14 protein-coding genes are annotated in these 24,597 nt (G+C 34.7%); 8 read left to right on the forward strand and 6 right to left on the reverse strand.

Annotation, left to right across the window (positions count from 1 at the left end):
- Positions 1–131 precede the first annotated feature (131 nt).
- Positions 132–1,811 carry a PNGase F N-terminal domain-containing protein gene (locus tag ACFOWA_RS16870; protein ID WP_378987296.1) on the reverse strand — a complete coding sequence of 560 codons (1,680 nt, stop codon included), beginning with the start codon at positions 1,809–1,811 and terminating at the stop codon, positions 132–134.
- Positions 1,812–1,886: 75 nt separating this feature from the next.
- On the opposite strand from ACFOWA_RS16870, the gene ACFOWA_RS16875 reads away from it, so the two are divergent.
- Positions 1,887–2,063 carry a hypothetical protein gene (locus ACFOWA_RS16875; RefSeq protein WP_378987299.1) on the forward strand — a complete coding sequence of 59 codons (177 nt, stop codon included), beginning with the start codon at positions 1,887–1,889 and terminating at the stop codon, positions 2,061–2,063.
- A gap of 24 nt (positions 2,064–2,087) precedes the next feature.
- Here ACFOWA_RS16875 and ACFOWA_RS16880 read toward each other — a convergent pair whose 3' ends face one another.
- A complete protein-coding gene (locus ACFOWA_RS16880; protein ID WP_378987302.1) occupies positions 2,088–2,576 on the reverse strand; it encodes a cytidine deaminase in 489 nt (162 codons plus the stop codon).
- Between the two features lie 148 nt (positions 2,577–2,724).
- On the opposite strand from ACFOWA_RS16880, the gene ACFOWA_RS16885 reads away from it, so the two are divergent.
- Genes ACFOWA_RS16885 through ACFOWA_RS16895 form a run of 3 tightly spaced genes read left to right on the forward strand, consistent with a single transcriptional unit; the run spans position 2,725 to position 11,019 of the window.
- The gene (locus ACFOWA_RS16885; RefSeq protein WP_378987305.1) at positions 2,725–7,719 is read left to right on the forward strand and encodes a translocation/assembly module TamB domain-containing protein; all 4,995 of its coding nucleotides are present in this window, start codon (positions 2,725–2,727) and stop codon (positions 7,717–7,719) included.
- Between the two features lie 16 nt (positions 7,720–7,735).
- Positions 7,736–9,994, forward strand: a complete 2,259-nt coding sequence (tamL, locus tag ACFOWA_RS16890) for a translocation and assembly module lipoprotein TamL (RefSeq protein WP_378987308.1) — start codon at positions 7,736–7,738, stop codon at positions 9,992–9,994.
- Positions 9,995–10,002: 8 nt separating this feature from the next.
- Positions 10,003–11,019: a YihY/virulence factor BrkB family protein gene (locus ACFOWA_RS16895; RefSeq protein ID WP_378987311.1), complete on the forward strand. Its 1,017-nt coding sequence runs from the start codon at positions 10,003–10,005 to the stop codon at positions 11,017–11,019.
- A 68-nt stretch (positions 11,020–11,087) separates the two neighbouring features.
- On the opposite strand, the gene ACFOWA_RS16900 is transcribed toward ACFOWA_RS16895, so the two are convergent.
- Entirely contained in the window at positions 11,088–13,229 is a 2,142-nt protein-coding gene (locus ACFOWA_RS16900) for an ATP-binding protein (protein ID WP_378987314.1), read from the reverse strand.
- 40 nt (positions 13,230–13,269) lie between these two features.
- The gene (locus tag ACFOWA_RS16905; protein WP_378987317.1) at positions 13,270–15,138 is read right to left on the reverse strand and encodes a DNA topoisomerase IV subunit B; all 1,869 of its coding nucleotides are present in this window, start codon (positions 15,136–15,138) and stop codon (positions 13,270–13,272) included.
- 484 nt (positions 15,139–15,622) lie between these two features.
- On the opposite strand from ACFOWA_RS16905, the gene ACFOWA_RS16910 reads away from it, so the two are divergent.
- Positions 15,623–16,960 (forward strand): APC family permease, encoded by a 1,338-nt coding sequence (locus ACFOWA_RS16910; RefSeq protein WP_378987320.1) that lies wholly within the window; start codon positions 15,623–15,625, stop codon positions 16,958–16,960.
- A gap of 140 nt (positions 16,961–17,100) precedes the next feature.
- Positions 17,101–17,460, forward strand: coding sequence for a DUF1304 domain-containing protein (locus ACFOWA_RS16915; protein ID WP_378987323.1), 360 nt, complete (start codon positions 17,101–17,103; stop codon positions 17,458–17,460).
- Positions 17,461–17,637: 177 nt separating this feature from the next.
- Here the strand turns inward: ACFOWA_RS16915 and ACFOWA_RS16920 are convergent, their stop codons facing one another.
- Positions 17,638–18,825 (reverse strand): class I SAM-dependent methyltransferase, encoded by a 1,188-nt coding sequence (locus ACFOWA_RS16920; protein WP_378987326.1) that lies wholly within the window; start codon positions 18,823–18,825, stop codon positions 17,638–17,640.
- A gap of 289 nt (positions 18,826–19,114) precedes the next feature.
- Here ACFOWA_RS16920 and ACFOWA_RS16925 point away from each other — a divergent pair, with 289 nt between their 5' ends.
- On the forward strand, positions 19,115–20,851 hold the full coding sequence (locus tag ACFOWA_RS16925; RefSeq protein ID WP_378987329.1) for a GMC family oxidoreductase: 1,737 nt from the start codon (positions 19,115–19,117) through the stop codon (positions 20,849–20,851).
- A 5-nt stretch (positions 20,852–20,856) separates the two neighbouring features.
- Positions 20,857–21,489 carry a gluconate 2-dehydrogenase subunit 3 family protein gene (locus ACFOWA_RS16930; RefSeq protein WP_378987332.1) on the forward strand — a complete coding sequence of 211 codons (633 nt, stop codon included), beginning with the start codon at positions 20,857–20,859 and terminating at the stop codon, positions 21,487–21,489.
- 107 nt (positions 21,490–21,596) lie between these two features.
- Here ACFOWA_RS16930 and ACFOWA_RS16935 read toward each other — a convergent pair whose 3' ends face one another.
- Entirely contained in the window at positions 21,597–24,557 is a 2,961-nt protein-coding gene (locus ACFOWA_RS16935) for a glycoside hydrolase domain-containing protein (RefSeq protein WP_378987335.1), read from the reverse strand.
- Between the last annotated feature and the right edge of the window lie 40 nt (positions 24,558–24,597).

Below are 24,597 nucleotides of genomic sequence, written 5' to 3' on the forward strand. Positions count from 1 at the left end.
AATTGGCAGCCGTAAATATAATAAAAATGATTTTACAGAATGATTGAGGTTATTCACATTTAATGGGTGATTATCGGCTTTCACAAAAACTTAATAAATCCAAACTAATCTTGTCAAAGCTTCAAACCAAATTATTCCGTTCCTAACAATACGCCAGAAACATTCCAAGCGCTGCTACTCGAGCCTTGTGGTGGACCCATTGGTATGGAAACTTTAATCGTATGTTTCCCAGCTTTTAAATTTCCTAAATCTATAATATTTGGGTTTGTTACCGTACCTGGACACCAGTTTGAACGACTTAAATCGGATGACGAAAGTCCTGTTTCGAAGTTACCCGAGGCTGGATTTGATAAGCGGTAAGAACCACAATCTTGTCGCCATGGTACAAAACCAAAAGCTTCTTTGCCATCCAACCAAATGGTATTTTTCCTTTGCACAAACTCATCGCCTCCACCCCAGCCGCCATGTCCTGTTGTTATGTATCGTAACTTTGCATCTTTAATATCCTTATCCAAAGTAAATGAAACTTCTAAACCTTTATCGTTACTAAACATGGTTGCGTATTCTTGTCCGGCCATTTCCATAACATTTGTAGAATTGAACAATGGCATAATAACAGCCTTTTCAGGTTTTGGTCTTCCGCCATTATGAAGTGTAACGTTGAGTGACACTTTATGTCCGCCTTTATCATAATTGCCAATGAAAACGGCTACCCAAACTTCCTTTCCATTCATTAATGGAAACAGTTCGCTCACATCTTGCCTATAATAAACTTTATCTGCCCAGATTTTATCTTTTAGCTTTAGGTTATTGTATTTGCCAACGCCGAAAGGTGTGAAGAAACGCATAAGTTCGATTACCGGATTATAGTTTGAGGTTGCTACAACACCTTGATATTGTTTTCCATTCCCGTTTTCGTAAATGGGTAGATTTTTAATCGAACTTTTAAGTGCATCCATTAAACTGATGTTTTTATCGGTTGGAATAATAAATACCGAGCCTGTTCTGTCGTAAGCATCACCATTGGATTGTTCAGTCAAATCCACAAAAACATTTGGATTTGTTTGCAGTTCGGGGAACTTTACTTTGCGGACGATAACAGTTCCGCCTGAAAATTTAAAAACAGAATCGTTTGATTGTGGTTTATCTATGAAGTTAATCGTTTCATCTCTAAAAATGCTTAATGTGGTGAACCTACTTTTCCATAGCAAATCTTTATAGCTTAAGCCATCGGTTAATTTTAGTGTGTTTAAATTGATAGGTTTCGTATTTTTTACTTCTTCTATTTTAGTAGCCGTAACGAAACTGTTTCCGTTACGAACCTGCTCCAAAACCAAACCCAAATTTTGCCCTAAAACTGTTGGTGCTGCCTTAATGCCTGCATCAGCGGCGTACCACAATTCAATAGTATTAGAATTTACGATGGTTTTAGCCTTTTTGCATGTGTAGCCCAAAATAACTTTAGTTTCGTTGCTAAACTCATAAACTTGTTTTGATATTGAAGAACTATCTGCTGCAGAAATTTGATTATTTTCACTTAAATCTGCTATTTGAAATAAGATATTATCAGGCTTATTTATGATGCTTTGCTCAAAAGGAAATTTCCCTTTGCCATCTAAAATAGTTGAAGTGCTTATTAAACTTTGATTTGCACCAGCGATAACTACCGTGGGGTTTCTGTCTTCTTTAGGTTTCCCATCGGAGGAACGCCAATAAGTAATTTTATAAGTTGAGTTGGATTTCAGCGTTTGCTGAGACCAAGCTGTACAAGAAAAAAATAGGGAGAAGAGGAATAAGGAAAACTGTTTCATGGATGTAGAAAAATCAAATATAAATAAGATAATTCAGTATCTCTTGATTAGGAAGAAGTGTAACACAATGAATAAATGATTAACCGCCTAGTTGGTTACCAAGCAGCACAAACTGATAATTATAAACCCGACAGCAGCGGCAGTCCCGAATATTTCATGAGGGCTATAGCGAATGGCGGGACTGCTGTTCCAGAAGAATTACCGAACCTTTCATTTCCAAAAAAAAATCGTAATAATGGTTTAAGGCAATAAGTAAGTATCAGCTTTTACAAAAACTTACTTCTCCAACCTGTCCTCTACAAAAGCGAAAGGCAATAAACTTTTTACACTTGGCACCTTCAAAATTTCACCATTTAAGCAATAAAATATAACTGCAATTGGGCTGGCTTGTTTACGCTCAAACTCTGCCATTACTTGCAAGCAACCACCGCATGATGTAACTGGTTTTAAAATTTCAAAGGCATCGGTTTGAGCCGTAATTGCCATAGCTTCTATAACTGCATTTGGATAAGCCGCACCGATAGAAAATAGCGCAACACGTTCGGCGCAAAGCCCAGATGGATAAGCCAAATTCTCTTGATTGCTACCTAAAACGGTTTCACCTGTCTTTAAACGAACAGCTGTACCAACCCTAAATTTAGAATAAGGCGAGTATGAACTGGCAAGAGCTTGTTCTGCAAAGTTGCAAAGCGTTGCATCAATTTCATTTAGCTCACTAAGGTTATTATACTGCTCAATATTTATATTAAGGGTTATCGACTTCATGTTAAAAAAATTACAAAACCGCCAATGTTAAATAATCATGCGGGGCGAACAATTTAGGTTATTTTTTGTATTATTTATAAAAAGAGCCTTAAAATAAATTTTAGTGGCATACTTTTGGCATTCAAAATTTAACCAAACAAAATTTGCTTTGAATAAATACGTACGTAAAAGTCTAAAAGTTTTACTCTGGGTTATCGCATCTATTATTATATTAGTTGTTGGGATTGCGCTATCGCTTAATATTCCGGCGGTACAAAACTTTGTAAAAGGTAAAGCCATAAATTACCTTAAAACCAAAACCAAGACAGAAGTTAGCCTCGAAAGCATTAAAATTGCTTTACCAAAAGATGTGGTTTTAAACAAGTTTTACATCGAAGATAAGAAGGGCGACACGTTGTTATATGCCGAGAAATTAGCGGTAGATATTAGCCTGTTTAAGCTGCTTAAAAATACTGTTGAGATAAATAATATTGAACTAAAAAACATACGGGCGAACGTTAAAAGGATAAGTCCGGATACTACGTTTAACTTTTCATTTTTGGTTGATGCTTTTATGAGCGACCAAAAAAAACCAGAAGAAAAGGTTAATAAAGACACTACATCTACACTTAAATTTTCGATTGATAAGGTTTCCTTTGAAGATATTGGTATTACCTACCGCGATGATGTTGCTGGAAATGATGTAAAAGTTTATTTAGGTGCGTTTAAAACTAAGTTAAAAACCTTCGATTTAGCAAACCAACATTACGTTTTTCGCGATTTAACCTTAAAAAATACATCGCTTAAATATTTGCAGCAAAAGCCTTTAGTGCAACTGGTGCAACATTTAACAAATAAGGTAGATAGCAGTGAAAAAGCTACCGGCAAATTGCCATTAATTGAGGTTGAAAACTTCGCTTTTAATAATGTTAAAGTTAATTACGGCGACCAAATCTCAACTACAAAAGCAATTGCCGATGTTAATGAACTGGGTTTGGTTAATTTAAAAGTAGATTTAACCAACAGCAAATACACTGTTGATGATGCTAAACTGAATAAATCTAACATCCTTTTTGCTTTTAAACCTGCACCATCAAATGATTTAAAGAAAGTAAAAGATACCGTTGTTCCAGAAAAATCGACTTTAGGATTAATTATCAAAAACATTAGTCTAGCTGATAATACAGTTCAGTTTGATAATTTAGGTGCTAAGCCAGCATCAAAAGGAATGGATTTTAATCACCTTAAAATTACCGGATTAAATTTTAGTGCAGGTGATGTAAATTATAGCGCTGCAGGCATAAAAGCCAATGTAAAAAATGGTTCTTTAAGAGAGAAGAGCGGTTTTACTTTAAATGAATTAAAAGGAAATGCAGTTTATAACGATAAACAAATTAAGCTAAGCAACTTCGTTTTAAAAACACCAAACACAACAATTGAAAATGCTACAGAATTAAATTTCACATCAATGGATGATTTAACAAAACATCCTGAACGTGTTAAACTAGCACTAAATTTTAAAAACACTACAATTGGTTTAAAAGATGCTGGTTTTTTTAGTGATGCTATTCCTGCAAATTATCGTAATGAAAAAATAAAGCTTAATGCAGATGTTAATGGTTACTTAAATAACCTAAACATTCCGCGTTTGCAAATAAGCGGACTTAAGAATACGCAAATTGATATAAGTGGTACAGCCAAAGGTTTGCCCGATATTAAGAAAACCTTTCTTGATTTGAACATTAAGAAAATGTATTTAACCAAAAGCGATATTTTGGTTGTTGTACCAAAAAAATCGTTGCCACCAAGCATTGAATTGCCTAACGTTATAAACGCTAAAGGTAAATTTACAGGCTCGATGACGGATTTTAACACCAACATGAACATTCAAACAGATATGGGTGGTGCAATCTTAACGGCTGCAATGAAAGGACCAAAAGGGCGTGAGAGTTATAAGGCTAACATAAACCTTAACAACTTTAACGTAGGTAGATTGCTAAAAATGCAACCAAAATTAGGTAGAGTAACAGTAAAAGCCGATGTTGCCGGAACAGGTTTAGACCCTAAGAAAATTAATGCAAAATTCAACGCACAAGTACTTAGTGCTTTTTACAATAAATACACTTACAGAAACTTAAGTTTAGCTGGAAATTATAGCAATCAAAACATCAACATAAAAAGCAGCATGCCCGATAGCAATGCCAATTTTGCTTTAGATGCAAAGGTTAATATGGCAGGCAAATATCCTGCGGTTAAAGCTAATTTAAATCTAAAACAAGTAAATCTGCAAGCTTTAAATTTTAGTCCGACAGTTTTAAGTGCCGCAGGTTTAATTAAAGTTGATTTACAAACCGCCGATGCTGATTACCTGAATGGTACTGTAGATATTACTAGTTTGCAAGTTGTAAAAGATGCGCAGAAAATAAATATCGATACCATTTCAGTTCGAGCAAAATCAACAGAAACCGAAAACGAATTAACCTTAAAATCAGAAATACTTTCGGCAAAAATTGATGGAAAATACCAACTTACTAAAGTTAGCAATGCCATCATCAACGAAATAAATAAATATTACGCCTTCGGTACTGTTACCAAAATTCCTGACCAAAGGATGAGATTTTTCGTTAACATTTACGATTCAAAACTTTTAAAACAATTTGTACCTGAATTAACGGTTTTTAAATCATCACAATTTTATGGCTTGATAGATACACAAAAAGATAGCCTTAAAATAAGAGGTAATTTTCCTCAGGTTGTATATGGAGATTTCAAAGTTGATACAACTGTTATTAACATCAATAACGATAATAATAAACTAGCTTACGCACTTACCGTAAAAGGTTTGCAAAGCCCATCGGTATCGCTATTTAATACAGAAATAAGTGGTGATGCTGCAAATAACAACTTAGGTGTTAATATTTTTCTTCGCGATAGGCAACTAAAAGATAAATACGTAATTGGCGGAACTTTTCAATCCATAAATAAAGATTTTAAATTTAGTTTAGACCCTCAAAAACTTTTGCTCGATTATCAAAAATGGGTTGTTTCACAAGATAATTACATTCAGTTTGGCGCATCAGGTATTTTGGTTAACCAATTTCAAATTAGCAATAGTGGTCAATCTTTATCTATAAACAGTAATCCAACTTCTCCAAATGCGCCATTGGCAGTCGAGTTTAAAGATTTTCAGCTAGAAACTTTAACAAAGTTTGCCGAAACAGATACAACTTTAGTTGGTGGTCGATTAAATGGAACAGCTAATGTTAAAGATTTAGCATCAACACCAAAATTTGAAGCAAACTTAACTGTAGATCAATTAAGATATCAAAAAGACCAGTTGGGTACTTTGAGATTGGCCGTTAATAACAACACTGCAAATGCTTTCGAAGTTAATATGGCACTTACCGGCGTTCATGAAATGAGGGTTAATGGGTTTTATTATACTGCTCCACAAAGTGCGCTTGATTTAACTGTCAACATCGATAAAATCGAGATGAAGAACATTGAAAGTTTATCGCAAGGACAATTGAAAAATGGAACTGGTACCTTAACAGGAGCTCTTTCAGTTAAAGGGGCGTTAACATCACCAAAAATTCTTGGCGATTTAACCTTCAAAAATGCTGGTATTAATGTAGCATATGTAAATTCTTATTTCCGAATGCCAAATGAGAAAATATCGTTCACAAATGAGGGAATTAGTTTCAATAACTTTACGCTGATAGATTCTTTAAATCAAAAAGCTACTATCAATGGAAAAATCCTAACTACAGATTATAAAAATTATCGCTTTGGATTAGACATCAGAATGAATAATTTTAGGGCAATAAATTCTACCGCAGCGAATAATGAATTGATTTATGGAACTGTATTTTTAACCAGCAACATTAAGGTAAGAGGCGATTTAAACCAACCTGATGTGAATATGACGGTTAAGGTAAATAAAGGAACCAAATTCTTTTTCGCACTACCATCGAGCGATCCATCGGTTATCGATCAGGACGGAATTGTACAATTCATTGATGCTGATGCGCCACCATTTAACGGACAAAGAGCTCTAAAAGTAGATAGCATTAGTAAATCGCCAGTTAAAGGCATAAACTTAGTTGCAAATGTAACTATTGACCCAGAAGCTGAATTAAATGTAGTTGTTGACCCAGCAAATGGCGATGCTTTAAAAGTTAGAGGAGATGCTAATTTAAACGCTACAATGGATCCAAGCGGTAAAATTAGTTTAACAGGTAGATATGAAATTACAGATGGTTCATATAATCTATCTGTTGGTCCATTGGGTAAAAAAGAATTTAAATTGGTAAAGGGTAGCACCATCATTTGGACGGGCGAACCAACAACAGCAAACGTTAATTTAAGTGCATTGTACGAAGTCAATGCTGCTCCAATTGATTTAATTAATGACCCATCGAACATTCAGGCAAAAACGAAATTACCATTTCAGGTATATTTAATGATGAAAGGCGAATTGCTTAAACCAATTATATCTTTCAAACTCGACTTACCAGAAAATGAACGAGGAGCGCTTAGTGGCATTGTTTACACAAAACTATTAAATGTAAACCGCGATGAAAGCGAATTAAATAAACAGGTTTTTGCTTTGCTTGCATTAAACAGATTTATAGCAAATAATCCTTTCCAAAGTTTGGCAGGCGGTGGCGGTGGTGTTTCTACTCTAGCCCGCTCGAGTGTAAGTAAATTATTAACCGAGCAACTAAATAATTTAACTTCTGATTTAATTCAGGGTGTAGATTTAAATTTCGGTGTAAACTCATCCGAAGATTACTCTACAGGTTCGATGCAACAAAAAACCGATTTGGAAATTGGCTTATCTAAAAAGCTACTGAATGATAGATTAACAGTTACTGTTGGTAGTTCATTTGCATTAGAAGGACCGCAGGCACCAGGAGAAAAATCGACAAATATAGCAGGAAACGTAAATGTAGAATACGCACTATCTGCCGATGGAAGATATAGATTAAGGGCTTACAGACGTAATCAGAACGACGTTATTGTACAAGGACAAATTATTGAAACTGGGTTAGGTTTTACACTTGTAGTTGACTACAATAAATTTAAAGAGATATTTCAAAAGAAGAGAATTAGAAGAATAAGAAACGTTGAAGAGAAAGCACAAAATGAGACCACTAACTAGACCCTTTTTATTTATAATGGCCTGTTTAGTTTGGGCAGGTTGCAGTAGCACAAAATCGTTAAAGCCGGGCCAGGTTTTATACACTGGCGCCGAAGTTATCATAAATCCAGATTCATCTAAAAAAATTGATGACCAAAAACAGGTGAAAACGGATTTGGAATCGAAAACCAGACCTCGCCCAAATAAATCTATTTTAGGTATAAAATATAAACTTGGGATTTACAACCTTGCCGGCGAGCCAAAAAAACCTAAAGGCTTTAAAAACTGGTTAAGAAAGCAAGGCGAACCACCTGTTTTATTAAGCGAGGTAAAGCTGAAATACAATAACGATGTTTTATCGAGCTATTTAATTAGTGAAGGCTATTTACAAGCTGAAGTTATTGGTGATACTGTAGTAAAAGACAAAAAAGGTAAAGCAATTTACACCGCAAATACTGGTGATAGATATAAAATTAATAAGATAAACTTTCCGGCTGATACTGGAGTTTTAACCAAAATTATTAATGAAAATAAAAGTAAAAGCTTATTAAAAGTTGGTGATTTTTACGATTTAGATGTTTATAAAAATGAAAGAATCAGAATCGATAATGATTTAAAAGAACGTGGGTATTTTTATTTCAGTCCTGATTATTTAATTATGCAGGTTGATAGTACAATTGGTAAGAATTTAGTTAATGTTTCGGTAGCAATAAAAAACATTGCGCCCGATGCTGGTTTAAAGCCGTACACCATTAAAAACATAAATATTTACCCAAATTATTCGTTAAGAAGAGACAGTACTTTAAGGCAATTAAAACCAATTGAGTACAAAGACTTTAACATTTACGATGATAAAAATACATTTAAGCCCAGGTTGTTTGATAGGTTAGTGTTTTTCCAAAAAGGAGAATTGTATAACAGAAAAGATCATAACCAATCGTTAAATAGAATGGTTAACGTCGGCGCTTTTCAAGATGTTAGGGCAGAATTTTTACCATTAGATAGTTTCAAGAACGATCAAATGGATTTAAACATTTATTTAACTCCGCTTAAGAAAAATTCTTTAACTTTTTCTGTAACCGGAACGAGTAAGTCGAACAATTTTGTTGGGTCTGAAGTAAAGGTTACACAAACCACCAGAAATCTATTTCGTGGAGCAGAACAATTAGATGTTAGTTTAAGTGGTGGCTTTGAAACCCAAACAAGAGGAACATCTTTAGGCAGGAATCAAATTTCGTTAACAGCTGAAGGTAAATTAACTTTCCCAAGGCTTATCGTACCGTTTTATAAACCAAACACAACTACTGCATTTATCCCAAAAACGATAACATCGCTTTCTTACCAAATGCTTAACCGTGGCTCTGAATATACATTGCATGCGTTAAAAGGTGAATTTGGATATAATTTCAAGGAAAACATTTATAAAGAACATAACTTGAATCCTATATCATTAAGTTATATTTCTACAAGTTTTCCATCAGATATTGTAAGAGATAGTTTATATGATGCTAATCCATTGCTAAAAGCAACATTAGAAAATCAATTCATAATTGGAAGTAGTTACAACTTTACCTACACCAACCAAATGGAAGATAGCCGAAGAAATAATTCTTATTTCTTTGGAGGTATTGAAACTGGCGGAAATGTTTGGGGTTTATTTGCACCAAATAATGATCAAAATCAAAAATCAATCTTTAATATTCCACTTACTCAGTTTGTTAGGTTAGAAGCCGATTTTAGAAATTATTATAAAATCAATAAAAGCTTAATTTGGGCAAACAGATTAAATCTTGGATATGGTTATGCATATGGCAATAGCACATCTCTGCCATTTGTTAGACAGTTTTTTGCAGGCGGTGGTAACGATTTAAGGGCATTTCCGGCAAGAGCATTAGGTCCCGGTACATTTAAAGTTGCAGATTCTGCAGTATTTGCTGACCAAGGAGGTGATATTAAATTAATGCTAAATTCGGAGCTTAGATTTAAAATTGTTAGCGTTTTATACGGAGCGTTATTCGCCGATGCTGGTAACGTTTGGTTAAGAAAAGAAGACCCACTCAGACCTGGTTCAGAGTTTAAAGCTAAAAATGTTCTAAATGAACTTGCCGTTGGTACAGGTGCAGGTTTAAGGGTTGATGCGACCATATTTGTGATTCGTTTAGACGTTGCATTTCCGGTTAGAAAACCCTATTTACCCGAAGGACAACGATGGGTATTTGATAGTATAGCATTTGGAAACAAAGATTGGCGCAGAGAAAATCTGATTTTTAATATTGGTATTGGTTATCCTTTCTAATTTTTACAATGAAAGCAGTTCATAAGGTTAGACATTTTTTTATTGCACTTTATCATTTATTTATTGCAGCCGGAAAAGGTTTTGCAGAAGATAGAATATTAAAATTAAGTGCTGCTCTTGCATATTATACAATATTTTCATTAACACCGCTTATCATTATTGTCCTTTCGGCAGCTACCTTATTTTTTGGTGAACGAATGAAAACCAGAGATAAGTTTTTTATGGAAATTACCGACTTGGTGGGTAAAGATGCTGCAACACAAATTCAAGGCTTTGTAGAAAATGCAAATAAAACTGGTCAATCTACCATCGGTTTAATTATTGGTATAGCCACACTAATTATTGGTGCAACTGCAATATTTATCGAGATTCAGGATAGTATTAATATGATTTGGAAAGTGAAAGCTATGCCTAAAAAGGGATGGCTGAAGATGCTTACCAATCGGCTATTATCTTTCTCTCTAATTGTTTCAATGGGCTTTTTGCTTTTAGTTTCACTTGTTATCAATAGCATTGTTGTTGGTTTGGGTGATAAAATCGTATCGCTAATTTCTCAAACCAAAATTGATGATGTAATTCCTGTTGCCAACGATACCATGGCTTTACTCATTTATGTTTTAAACAATATAATAACTTTAGCTGCTGTAACAGCTGTATTTACCATCATTTTTAAAGTACTGCCCGATGTAGAAATTAAATGGAAATCGGCAATTATTGGTGCTTTATTTACCGCTTTATTATTTAGTTTGGGTAAATATTTAATTGGCATTTATATCGAAAAAGGAAGTACAGTTTCTGCATTTGGTGCGGCGGGTTCAATTATCATCATATTACTTTGGATATATTATACCTCGGTAATACTATATTTTGGAGCAGAGTTTACACAAGCTTACGCGGAGAAATTCGATGGAGGTATTGCCCCAAGTAAATACGCTGTGTTTACAAAAATCACTATTGTAGAGAAAGTTGTTGATGTATTGCCTCCACAGCATCCTGAAGATACTGTTAATGCACCAGATAAATAACAACATTCTTTAATGCCTATATCGTAAGATACGGTTCAGGCATTATGATTACTTAGTAGAGTAATGCATTATTTTAAATAAAGAATCATTTTTTCAAGCAATTCTTTCTCTAAAAAAGGTTTTAATACCAATTCATTCATCCCCGAGTTAAGATATTTTGTTCTATCCTCTTGCATAACATTTGCAGTAACACCTAGAATCGGGATGTTCCTTTTTAGTTCATTGCTGCAATTTCTTATATTTTTGGTTAATTCTATTCCACCCATTTCTGGCATTTGAATATCAGTTAAAATAATATCGTAGTTGTTTTCATTAAATAGTTCCAGCGCTTCTAAACCATTGTAAGCCGCATCATAACTTACTTTATATTTTTTTAAAATGGTGCTTGCCAATAAAATATTGAGCATGTTATCATCGGCCAAAAGTACTCTTTTATTTTCTAAAAATTTAGCATCTTCTACACCTACCGCTCTATTCACAACATCCTCTTTAACCTTATCTGTAATTTCAAAAGGCAATTCAAAAGAAAAAGTAGAGCCTTTGCCCTCTTCACTTGTAACAGAAATGGTTCCGCCTTGAAATTCGACTATCTTTTTACAAATTGCCAATCCTAAACCTGTGCCTTGTTGTTTCTCCTTTGTAGATGCATAGTAAACCTGGGCAAATTCGTCAAAAATAACTTTCTGATCTATTTCGTTTATACCCAAACCTGTATCTACTACTCTAACCTTTAGTTGCGCATTTTTTTCTACAGTTTTTATTAATTCTGCGTGTAAAGTTACTGAACCAACATTTGTAAATTTTATAGCGTTACTTAATAAGTTCATTACCACCTGTTTTAAGCGTAGTACATCGCCAAGAATATAAATATTTTTATCAATTGGCATGTTCAAAACAAAGCCAATCTTCTTTTTTTCAGCCAAAATCTTCATGCTGTCAAACACATCATTTATACTAACAAACGGCGAAAAAGGAATTTTTTCGAAGGCAACTTTACCTGTTTCATATTTAGAGAAATCCAAAATATCGTTTACCACATCAAGCAGCATTACCGATGAATTCCTGATGGCGTTTACTTGCTCCTGCTGCTCGGTTTCTAAATTAACTTTTGTTAACTGCTCTGAAAATCCAACTATAGAGTTTAGTGGTGTCCTAATTTCATGGCTCATATTCGCCAAAAACCTACTTTTAGAAACTGCATACATTGATGTTTTATTACTATAATCTATTAGAGCTTGCTCGCTTTTGTATAAATTATATATGGTGTAAAAAACAAAAAGCAATAATCCGCTAGCAAAAATCAACAACAGTAATGTGAATTTGTCAAGGTTTTCTACAGTGCTATAGGCAGCGTAATTTACTTCTTGCTGAACTGATGAATAGTATTCCTTTTCATTGGTTTTATACTCTTTCAATCCATCTACAATGGTTTCAATTAGCTTGTGATTAACAGCTAATAATTCCTTCTCTTTATCTTTAAGGCGTTTATTAATCCGATAAAGATTTAAGTAATAATCATTTATCGCTTTTAGCTGCAATTTATTGTATGCAACATTTATTGAAGCGGTATCAGCAGAAACTATGGTTCTAATTAAAGTAGATTTAGAACTATCAACAGCCTTTTTATCTTTAGCACTTATAGCGGCTATTATTCTGCCAAAGAATTTCTTTTTTGGTTGAGCAACAATTTTTGGTTTAAGTGTATCAACGGTAATAATACTTTTAAACTGGCGGGCGGTAAATAATCTGCTTTTGGGATTGATTTTTTCAACATCTTTATTAACCTCAATAGAAAAATTTATTAAACTATCTGATAATCTTTTTAAAACGATGAATTGTGCAGTTCTAAGTTTTTTCTGCTTAATAAGTTTGTTAAATGCCTCTTTTGAAAGTGATCGCTCCGAATAATTTTGCTCTTCGATTGCATCCATAATCGAAGAGATTTCCTTAATCTCGGCAACGAAATGATTGTAATAAACCCTTTCTCCACTTACAACGTACATCCTGCAGCTGTTTTCTGCATTGTAGAGTTTAAAAATACAGCTATCAAGTTTGGTAAAATCATTTTGAACCTGAACGATTTTATTTACTGATTTTAAGAGTGGTATTTTTGAGAAATTAATGAATAAACCTGCAGTTATTCCAAAAATTAATAAAATTAAAAATACGACTATCAGATACTTTTTTGCTGTGTTTTTAGTGGGTTTCAATTGTGTTGAATTAATTTGTGATTAAGTCAACGCCGTTATTCTATGCTACTTCATCGATAATTTTAGGTTCTTCAGTTACTTCGTCTTTCTCTACACGTAAATTTCTGATGATGTGTTGTTGCCTATCCGGAGTGTTTTTCCCCATATAATATTCAAGCAAACTTTTAATGGTTTGGTCTTTCAAAATAACAGGATCCAACCTGATATCTTTTCCAATAAACAAACCAAATTCATCAGGAGAAATTTCGCCTAGTCCTTTAAAACGAGTAATTTCTGGTTTATTCCCTAATTTTTCGATGGCATTTCGACGTTCTTCATCGCTATAACAATAAATGGTTTCTTTTTTATTTCGTACCCTAAATAATGGGGTTTGTAATATGTAAACATGGCCTGCTTTTACTAAATCAGGGAAAAACTGAAGGAAGAAAGTCATCATTAACAGCCTAATGTGCATTCCATCTACATCGGCATCGGTTGCAATAACAATATTGTTGTAATGCAAGCCTTCTAAACCATCTTCGATATTTAAAGCATGCTGTAAAAGATTAAACTCTTCGTTCTCGTAAACTACCTTTTTGGTTAATTCATAACAATTTAAAGGCTTACCTTTTAAGCTGAAAACCGCCTGGCAATCCACATCACGAGATTTAGTTATCGAACCTGAAGCAGAATCTCCTTCGGTAATAAATAGAGTTGTTTCGTATCTTTTTTCGTGTGTGGTATTGAAATGAACTTTGCAATCGCGAAGCTTTTTGTTGTGCAACGATGCCTTTTTAGCCCTATCATTAGCTAATTTTTTTATTCCGGCGATGTCTTTACGTTCTCTTTCCGATTGATTGATGCGCTTCAAAAGTGCATCGGCAACATCAGGATTTTTATGTAAATAATCATCGAGTTCTTTTTTAACAAAATCGTTTATAAACGTTGCAACCGATGGTCCCTCGGGACCCATATTTTGAGAACCTAGTTTAGTTTTTGTTTGCGATTCGAAAACTGGTTCTTGCACACGAACAGATATTGCTGCGATGATAGATGAACGAACATCTGATGCTTCAAATTCCTTCTTAAAAAACTCACGAACGGTTTTAACAACCGCAGCCCTGAAAGCAGCTTGATGCGTTCCACCCTGAGTTGTGTGCTGCCCGTTTACAAAAGAATGGTAATCTTCGCCGTACTGCTGACCATGAGTCATCGCAATTTCAATATCGTTACCAATCATGTGAATTATTGGGTAACGAATCTCTTCTGGCTTATTAAATTTCGAAAGCAAATCGTAAAGACCTCGTTCTGAGAAATATTTTTTGTTATTGAAATTTACGGTTAAACCAGTATTTAAAAATACATAGTTCCAAACCATGCTTTCTACAAAATCAGGTATGTAGTGGTAGTTTCTAAAAATGGTTTCATCAGGGTAAAAAGTAATTGATGTACCATTGCGTTGCGTGGTATCAATAACAGGTTGCTCATTTACAATTTCGCCTTTAGAAAACTCAACTTTTTTAGTTTTGCCATCGCGATAAGATTGCACTACAAAATTTGTAGAAAGCGCATTTACAGCTTTGGTACCAACACCATTTAAACCAACCGATTTTTGGAAAGCATTGCTATCGTACTTACCGCCAGTATTTATCTTGCTTACACAATCTATAACTTTCCCCAAGGGAATGCCCCGACCATAATCGCGTATGTTTACCTTTTGTTCAGAAACGGTAATTTCGATGATTTTTCCGCTGCCCATCACAAACTCATCAATAGAGTTATCTACAATTTCTTTTAACAAAACATAAATTCCATCGTCTTGCGCAGAGCCATCACCCAGCTTACCGATATACATACCGGGGCGCAATCTGATGTGTTCTTTCCAATCTAATGAACGAATACTGTCGTCGTTGTAAATTACTTCTGCCATAAATTTTGTTGTTGTTTGTCAGTTTGATAAAACTTTGCATATACACAAAGCAGCCATGCCGAGGGATGGTCGGGTGAGGCTTTAACTATCAACATGACAAGTTTTTAGGAATGATTTGATACCGAGAATTGTTTATTTGTTATTATAATAGTTTCGCAAATCTCGAATAGCAAAAATTATTAAACAAAAATAGTTTTATTATACGAAGCAAACAACAACAAAATTTCAACAAAAAAGGTAAAAAAAATGGAAGATGTAAGAGGGAAGATGGGGAAATCTAGGATGTAAGAGGGAAAATGGATGATGGAGGGAAATCCAAAATCTGCATTTTTCATTTATCATCTTCCATAATTTCAATATTGTCCATTAACCATCATCTATTTCCCATCACCCATCTTCCATTTCCCATCACCCATCTCCCATTTCGCATCATCCATCTTCCATAATTTCCTTATCTTCATCCCATCAACTTATTCTCCCCTTAATGCAACAAAAAAAGCAACTTTCGCTCTTCGATTTATCCATGATTGTGGTTAGTTTAGTTATTGGTATGGGTATTTTTCGTACGCCGGTTAATGTTGCTGCCAAAGCCCAAATCCCAGAACTTTTTTACCTGGCTTGGTTTATAGGCGGTTTCGTTGCTTTTTGCGGTGCACTTACTTATGCAGAAATCGGTTCGAGGTATCCTGTTACAGGTGGTTATTATAAAATTTTTTCTACAGCTTATCACCCATCAATTGCTTTTGCCATAAATTGTATCGTGCTCATATCAAGTGCAGCATCGGTAGCTGCAATTTCTATAATTGGTGCAGAATATTTGAGCAAAATTATTTTACCACAAGCAATGCAAACCGATATTTACAGGGTTGCAATTGCTATCGTAACCATTTTAATTTTTTATCTCATTAACCTTTTAGGTTTAAAAGCAAGTTCTAAGACACAAAACATTTTAACAGTTATCAAAATCGGACTTATTTTAACACTTATTTGTGCTGTATTTTTTGGCGAACAAGTGCAAACCATTACGCCACTTTTTAAAACAGCGAACGGCTCTTTACCAACTTGGTTTGATTACGGAAAAGCTTTAGGTCTATGTTTAATTGCGGTTTCCTTTTCCTACGCAGGTTATGCACAAACCATCAATTTTGGCGGCGAAGTTAAAGAAGCAAAAAAAGTAATTCCTCGTTCTATAATCATCGGTTTAACCATAATTGTAATGCTTTATTTAGCACTTAATTACGTTTATGTTCAAGTTATTGGTTTCGAAGAACTTAAATCAGCAGAAAGTATTGCTGCAATTTTAGCATCAAAAATATTCGGTCCGGCGGGCTACAACTTACTTTCGGTAATTATATTTATTTCGGTAATGGGTTATGTAAATGTTAATTTGCTTAGCAACCCAAGGGCTATGTTTGCCATGGGCGAAGAAGGTGCTTTACCAAAAGTTTTTAGCAGTATGAATAAAAAAACCGAAGTAATGACACTAAGTTTAACCGTTTTTACTATTGCCGCAGTGGTTATAATATTTTACGCCAAAACCTTCGATAAAATTTTAAACTACACCATATTTTTAGAAAGCATTAGCATGGCAAGCTCAGCAGCAACCATTTTTATCTTAAGAAAACGTACAGCCCATCTCGATAAAAAAACCATTTACACGGTTCCATTATATCCAATTTTGCCCATCATATTTATCGCAGCTTATACATTTGTTGCCTTTAGTATTTATGCTGATGACCCAAATGCAGCGCTAAACGGACTGTATATTTTTATTGGCTTTTTAATTATTTATTTCGTTTCGAGGTTATTGAGCAAGAAATAATTAAACATTTTTTTATGGATTTGGAAATATTATTTTCGTCTCCTTATTAGATACAATCACTCCAAAAAATTAGGATTGAAAAAAAGTCATTGATAAAATTAATTGATTTATTGTATCTTCATTTTACCAAACAAAATGATATGCAACTAGCAGCACAAATTTTAATCGGCTTAATTGCTGTAATCCACATTTATATCCTCTGGTTAGAAATGTTCGCGTGGACCACCAAGGCGCCTAAAGTTTTTACCGTTTTACCGAAAGAATTATTTCCACCTACAAAAGTGTTGGCGGCAAATCAAGGATTGTACAATGGTTTTTTAGCAGCAGGATTAATCTGGTCTTTATGCATTAGCGATCATCAATGGAAATTTTATGTTGCAATATTCTTTTTAACCTGTGTCCTCATTGCGGGAATATATGGAGCAGCAACAGCAAGCAAAAAGATAATTTTTGTACAGAGCGTACCAGCATTAATTGCATTAATTTTATTGCATTTGTAATTTTTCTTGGATAGGCATAATTACAAGATAAGCGTTTCGATTTTTACTATGTAAGATATTTGTGAATCATGTAAGCTCGATCTATGTTAAGATCGAGTTTACCAGGTCTTATATTTTCTTACATTCCTTATATGGTGCATATCCGCAAAATCTATTCCGTTACATTAAAGTTAATTATTACAATTCTAATAATCTTTCCAAATGATGATAACCGATTCCAAAGTATGCTTTACTAGCTTTAATTTTTTGTAAAATCTCATCCTTGGTCTTTGCTCCTTTATCCTTGCTCTTAATCCCCACTACAAGTACATTCTTCGGTGTATGCGCATCAGAAATAAATTCAAAAACTTTTGTTTTATACCCAAAATACTCTAAGATAAGAGCACGAATTCCATCGGTAACCATCTCCGCTTGTCGCTCTAAAAAGATGCCATATTTGGTTAGAAACGAAACATCATTTTTAACTTTGTTTTGTTCAATTTCTTTACGGATTTGTTTATGGCAACAAGGTGCAACCACTATTAATTCAGCGCCGGCTTTAATGCCTTTAAAAATTGCATCATCGGTTGCGGTATCACAAGCATGTAATGCGATAAGTAAATTTACCTTTTCCGCATTATAATCTTCAATTGTTCCCTGAACAAAATTCAATTTATCAAATGCAGATTTTTCAGCAACAGAATTGCATAAATCAACCATATCCTGTCGGTATTCAATCCCTACCACCGCGATATTTTGGTTTAAAATGTTATGTAAATAATCATACAATGCAAAAGTTAAATAACCTTTCCCTGAACCCATATCGGCAACCTTTTTAATTGATTCTTCGGGTAATTCTTTAATTAATGAACTTAATATTTCTATATAATGATTAATCTGCCGAAACTTATCTTGAGCATTTTTAAAGACTTTTCCATCACTATCAGTAATTTTTAGTGCAGTTAAATACGATTTAGATTCTGCTTTAATCAATCTCAATTTCTCTTTATCATGACTCCCGTCTGGAATTTCCTTGGTTGAGGCTGGTAATTCTCTTAAAATAATTTTACCATTGTTTAGCTCTTCAAAAATCAAATCATTTTTGGTGGTAAATAGCGTTCCGATTTTGAAACCAGTTTGTAGATATTCAGAAACCAAGTTTACCGCTTCCATCAAATCGAAGTTTTTTACAATATCGCGGGTTTTGTAACGAAAGGTAAAAGCTAATTTTTCTTCACGTTTAATAATAACCTTCCTTACCAGAATCTGTTTCAAAGCATCTTCTTCACCTTTATAATTCCCCAAAGAGATTTTTACAAAAGTTTGCAAGTTTAAGCTTTGCTCTAATGCACCTATGAATTGTGCTATGTGTTCTGAAAATACCATCGATAAAGTTTAATACACAAAGATAAACCATTTTATTTGGAGCGCAATCGTATAGCAATATTGTAACATTTGAGCGACTATGAAAAACTCATAAATGTTGATATTTTTTTAGCCCTTTAAATAATTATGCTTTGAGAATCGATTAACCAAAATAACTAATACGATTTAGGAATAAAAATTATCAACATTAATCTGTAATGATTCCAAAATAGCAAATGAGCAGTAAAGCATTTTAATTTTACGAAATTTAGTTTTAGATTAGAATTTGATTAATTTCTAAATTCTATTCATGAGTGACTTTCAGATAAAAAAATCGCCCATTGTTTACGATGCCATTGTTGTTGGCTCGGGTGCAGGCGGTGGAATGGCAGCGTATGTATTGGCAAACGCAGGCCAAAAAGTTTTAATGCTCGAAGCTGGTCAGTATTTCGACCCAAGATTGGATTCACATCAACTAAAATGGCCCTGGGAATCGCCTCGTCGTGGTGCAGGAACAACTCGCCCTTTTGGAGATTTTGACGCCTCATATGGCGGTTGGGAATTGGATGGCGAACCTTATACTCAAAAAAACAAGACAGAATTTGAGTGGTTTCGCTCTCGTATGCTTGGCGGTCGTACCAATCACTGGGGTAGAATTTCGTTAAGAATGGGTCCGCAAGATTTTAAACCAACGGATGGTTTAACAGATTCATGGCCAATTACCTATAACGATGTAAAACCATTCTACGATAAAATCGACCGAATGATTGGTATCTATGGAACTTCAGAAGGTATAGAAAACGAGCCCGATGGAATTTTCATGAAACCACCTAAACCTCGTTTAAATGAATTATTTATAAAAAAAGGTGCAGAAAAGGCTGGCGTAAAAGTTATTACTGGTCGCGGTGCCGTTATGACGGAATCGATAAAAGGTAATAACGACCGTGCTCCTTGTTTCTATTGCGGTCAGTGCGGTAGGAGTTGCAAAGTATATGGCGATTTTTCTGCATCCTCGTGTTTAGTTATCCCTGCAGTTAAAACAGGCAATTTAACTGTAATTACCGATGCTATGGTGCGTGAGGTAATTACAGATAAAGATGGAACAGCAAAAGGTGTATCTTATGTTAACCGAAAAGATTTGCAAGAATATCAGGTAAATGGTAAACTCGTAATTTTGGGTGCAAGTGCTTGTGAATCTGCTCGTATATTATTAAATTCAAAATCTTCGGCTCATCCGGGCGGCTTAGCAAATAGTAGTGGTGTAGTTGGTAAATATTTGCATGACTCTACCGGCGCAGGTGTTTCTGGTTTTTTACCTCAATTAATGGATAGAAAACGCTATAACGAAGATGGTTTAGGTAGTGTGCACATCTATTCGCCTTGGTGGTTGGACAATAAAAAACTTGATTTCCCTCGTGGCTATCACATTGAATATGGTGGAGGTATGGGTATGCCATCTTACGGTTTTGGCGGTGGTGTTTCATCGATAAACGGAATGGTGCCCGATAGAAATGGAAAGAAAAAAGAAGCAGGAGGTTATGGAAAATCATTAAAAGATGATTACCGTAGATTTTATGGCACTGGTGTAGGTATGGCAGGTCGCGGAACAGCAATTGCCCGTGAAGATAATTATTGCGAAATCGACCCGACTATGGTTGATAAATACGGTATCCCTGTTTTAAGATTTAATTATAAATGGGCAAAAGAAGAAATTCTGCAAGCCAAACACATGCAAGAAACATTTTTATCTATCATGAAAGAAATGGGTGCAGTAGTTACTTCAGAAATTCAAGGTCCTGAAACCAATTATGGCTTACTTAATCCAGGAAAAATTATTCACGAAGTTGGAACAATTAGAATGGGTGATGACCCTAAAAAATCTGCCTTAAATAAATATTGCCAGGCACATGACTGTAAAAATTTATTTGTGGTTGATGCTGGTCCTTTTGTGCAACAAGGCGATAAGAACGCAACCTGGACTATTCTAGCATTATCAATGAGAACTGCCGAATATATTTTAGCCGAAAAGAAAAAACAAAATATTTAAGAATTATGAACAGACGTGATTCACTAAAAGCCTTAGGCATAACTGCACTAAGTACTTCTGTACTTGTTGAAGCTTGCAAGCAGCCTGAAAATAAAACCACCGTTGCTGCTCCAGAAGAAACTGCTAAAGAAGCAGGAAAGGAGCAATGGGAAGTTGATAGAGATAAAAAACTAAAATCAGAAACGTTTTTTACAAAGCATGAAATGGCTACAATTACTGTTTTGGCTGATATTATTATTCCTAAAGATGATGTTTCAGGAAGTGCTTCGGATGCGAAAGTGCCAGAATTTATCGAATTTATAGTAAAAGATATGCCCTACCACCAAACGCCAATGCGTGGCGGGTTGAAATGGCTAGATATTTACTGCTTTAATAAATTCCAGAAATCTTTTGTTGAAGCTTCTGAAAAGGAACAGATATCTATAGTTGATGAAATTGCTTACCCTAAAAAAGCACGACCAGAAATGCAGGCTGGTGTAGCATTTTTCAATAAAATGAGAGATTTAACTGCATCGGGGTTTTACACTACAGAGATTGGCGTTAAGGATATTGGTTATGTTGGTAATTCGCCAAATCAATGGGCTGGTGTGCCAGATGATATTTTGAAACAATATGGCATGCAAAACGTAAAAATTTAATAAGTCTAGCTTGTTTTTAGACTGAAGTGGAGAAATCTTTGTAATCAATTCAAAGATTCCTCCCTGTTTACCTAAGTAATATATATACAATACCCGCTTTAAATCGGCTATTCAATAATCAAAATCAAACCTTTCCCTTTTTCAACCAAAATAGATTTTCCATCAGAGTAATTTCCTGCCGCTTGAAATTTATCGATATTTGGAGCTGAAATTTTGGCTTTATCGGCTGTTATACCTAACTTATTCCAATCAATAGCTAGATTAACCTTAGCATCGCTTTCATCCCAACTCGCCAAGGCGACCATCACTTTGCTTTTTTGTTTATATACAGTAGCTAAAACTTTTGGATTGTCAGTTTTAACAGGGCAGTTTTCGCTCCAGTAACCTATCATTTTAGAACCCGTTATTCCATAATCATTCCAGGCTTTCCACAATGGTTTTGGATCGCTATTGTCCGACCAGCCCAAGCGGCTCGTCATTCCATAAATCATTCCTCTCCACGGATTTCCATCATCTTGGAGCATCTCTCCCATTAAACCAAAAGGTATTCCACTCACCTCCGTTAAAAAGAAATCAGGATTATTTTTTTCGTAATCAAAATATTCACCAAACCACAAACGGTTTAAATAAGGGAAATGTTCCATGTATAAAATGGCGCTATTGTTAAAACCATCGCTTTTATTATACTGGTTAGCTGAATGCAGATCAATAATGCCTGGATGGTTATTTTGCGTTAAAACACGCTTAATCCGCTTCATTGTCACCCGGTCAAAAGCTACATCATCTAAGTAAACACCATCAATACCTACATTATTTACCAACCAATTCATGCCCTCAACATAATAATTATGCCAGCGATTCATTCCACTATTAATAATTGCTGCATCTTTAATCTCAGGCACAAACCATGCAGCTAGGTAATTAGAATCTAAATGTTCTTGCAGCCAACTAAAACCACCGCCCTTTCCTGGCGAATAAACCTCTGTTCCTAAACTTCTTAAAGCAGGCCACTCGTAAGCATGATTGGAAAGTTCGCGAACAGTATTATAAATTTTAACTTTTAAACCCTTCTGGTGCGCTTCATTTATGTAAGATTTCATTTTTTTCGACTCAATAAATGGATAATTTATCCACGGATTAATTGGAGTAGCGTGGTGAATGTTTACTACTGTTGCACCCGTCGATTTAATAGAATCCAAATCTCCATACTTATGATAGAAGCGATTATCCCACTGGAAATCGGTATCCAACAAATGGAAAGGCGTAATTAGCAAATTAAAATTATAATATAATACATCACCCTTTTTCATTGTCCTTGCTCCGGTAAAATTATCGGCCAACATAGAACTTCCTTTCACATTAATCTGGACACCGCCTTTGTTATCATTACCCCATGATTTTGGAAGCACCAAAGGTTTTTGCAAATAAAAGTTCGTGTTTAGCGGGCGAACATAATTTTCGTCTCTTAAATTGTAATACAAACCAGCGTTAACATTGCCAATCCAAACCGCATCTTGATTTTTATTGGCTACATCCCATTTCCAATTTACAGTATCTGGTCTCACTCCTCCTTTTTCGCCTAAACCCATCAGGTATTTTGCAGAACCCTTTTCAAAAGGAATGTGGAAATCGACATTGCTAAAATCTACATCCTTTAATGCTGTAACCTTAATTACATAATGCACATAGCCGTCAAATTCTAATGCACCTTCTAAATCCATTTCCAAATTATCTGATGTATTGGTTGCCGTCCATCTAACAGTACCAGCATCTTTGCTAATAATCTTAAAATTACTCGTGGTAAATTTTTCTTGTGTTTTTGAAGTGTTGTAAAAATGGAAATGAATGGGTTCGTATAAAATATTGTTTGGCTTTTCAGTATAAGCCGTCATCTCATCATTAAAAAAAGTTTGTATTTGCTTTGGAAAGCCATCTGAATTAATTTCAAATTTTCTACCGAGCAATGAAATGATATTGCCCTCAACCGATAGCGGAGTGTAAGGTGCTACAACAGTATTTGCCTGAGCCATAGTAGAACTGAGCCATGTTAAGCGAGTTTGTTTGTTGGGTGTTCCCACTCCGGCATCAGCTAAAATTTTGTTGGATATCGTCAAATTAAAATTTATAGCTTTTGATTCTCCGTTGAATTTAATTGTAAATTTCCCATTATAGATACCCGCAGATGCAGCGCTTGGAATATCAACAGTAATCCACATCGGCTGTACCTCACCTAATGCTACATTTACCTCTCGTTTAAAGGGTTTGTTATCATAACTAGTGCCGTTTGTATTTAAGCAGTTGATAAACTTAGATGAAATTACTTTCCCTGATGCTGTTTTTAAATCCCCGAAAGTAACCCTAACATCTTTTAAGTTTTTTAAGGCATAAATACCTAGTTGAAAAGCATAATTTTCACCTCTGTTTGCCGAACCTTTAAAAGATTTAGAAACTTCATTTTGAATCCACCGATATGGCAGATCACTTTTCATCTTAATTGGATACATTCTATCTTCAGGAAAAACGATAAAAGATGAGGATATATATTTCGATTTAACAGCGGCTGTTTCCTTCGCTGTTGCGATAACTTCCATCGGATAGAAGGAATTAAATGCATCGATAGATTGAATTTCTAAAAAAGATGCATTTACCGGTACCTTATTTGCTTTAATTGGAGCATTGTAATTCGCCTTTAAATAAACACCTTTAGGATAATTACTTCTACCCTCATTTTTGTAAGGCAAATAATAAACAAAATATTTACCCTTATTTGTAGCTTCAAAATAAACATCAGCACGTTCACGACTAAAACCTTCTACACCTAAAATAGTAATGTTTTTGCCATTTTCATCTTTAATAATCAATCTTTTGCCTTCGGGATGTTCATCTCTCCTTCTCCAATCTATTTTTGCATGGGCAACCTTTCCGCTTCCGTTGTAGAAAATTACAATTCTATGGTTGCCCAAAGAATCGGGATTCCATTGATTGTTACCGTTGGTATATTTTAGAACTTGTGCATTTAGCGAAAATGCAGTGCAAAGAAAGCAGAAGAAGATAAATTGAAATTTCATCACAATTATTATTTTAAGCTAATTTATAGATACCGCGTGG

It is taken from the genome of Pedobacter lithocola (assembly GCF_042650845.1).
In the GTDB taxonomy this organism is placed as follows: domain Bacteria; phylum Bacteroidota; class Bacteroidia; order Sphingobacteriales; family Sphingobacteriaceae; genus Pedobacter; species Pedobacter lithocola.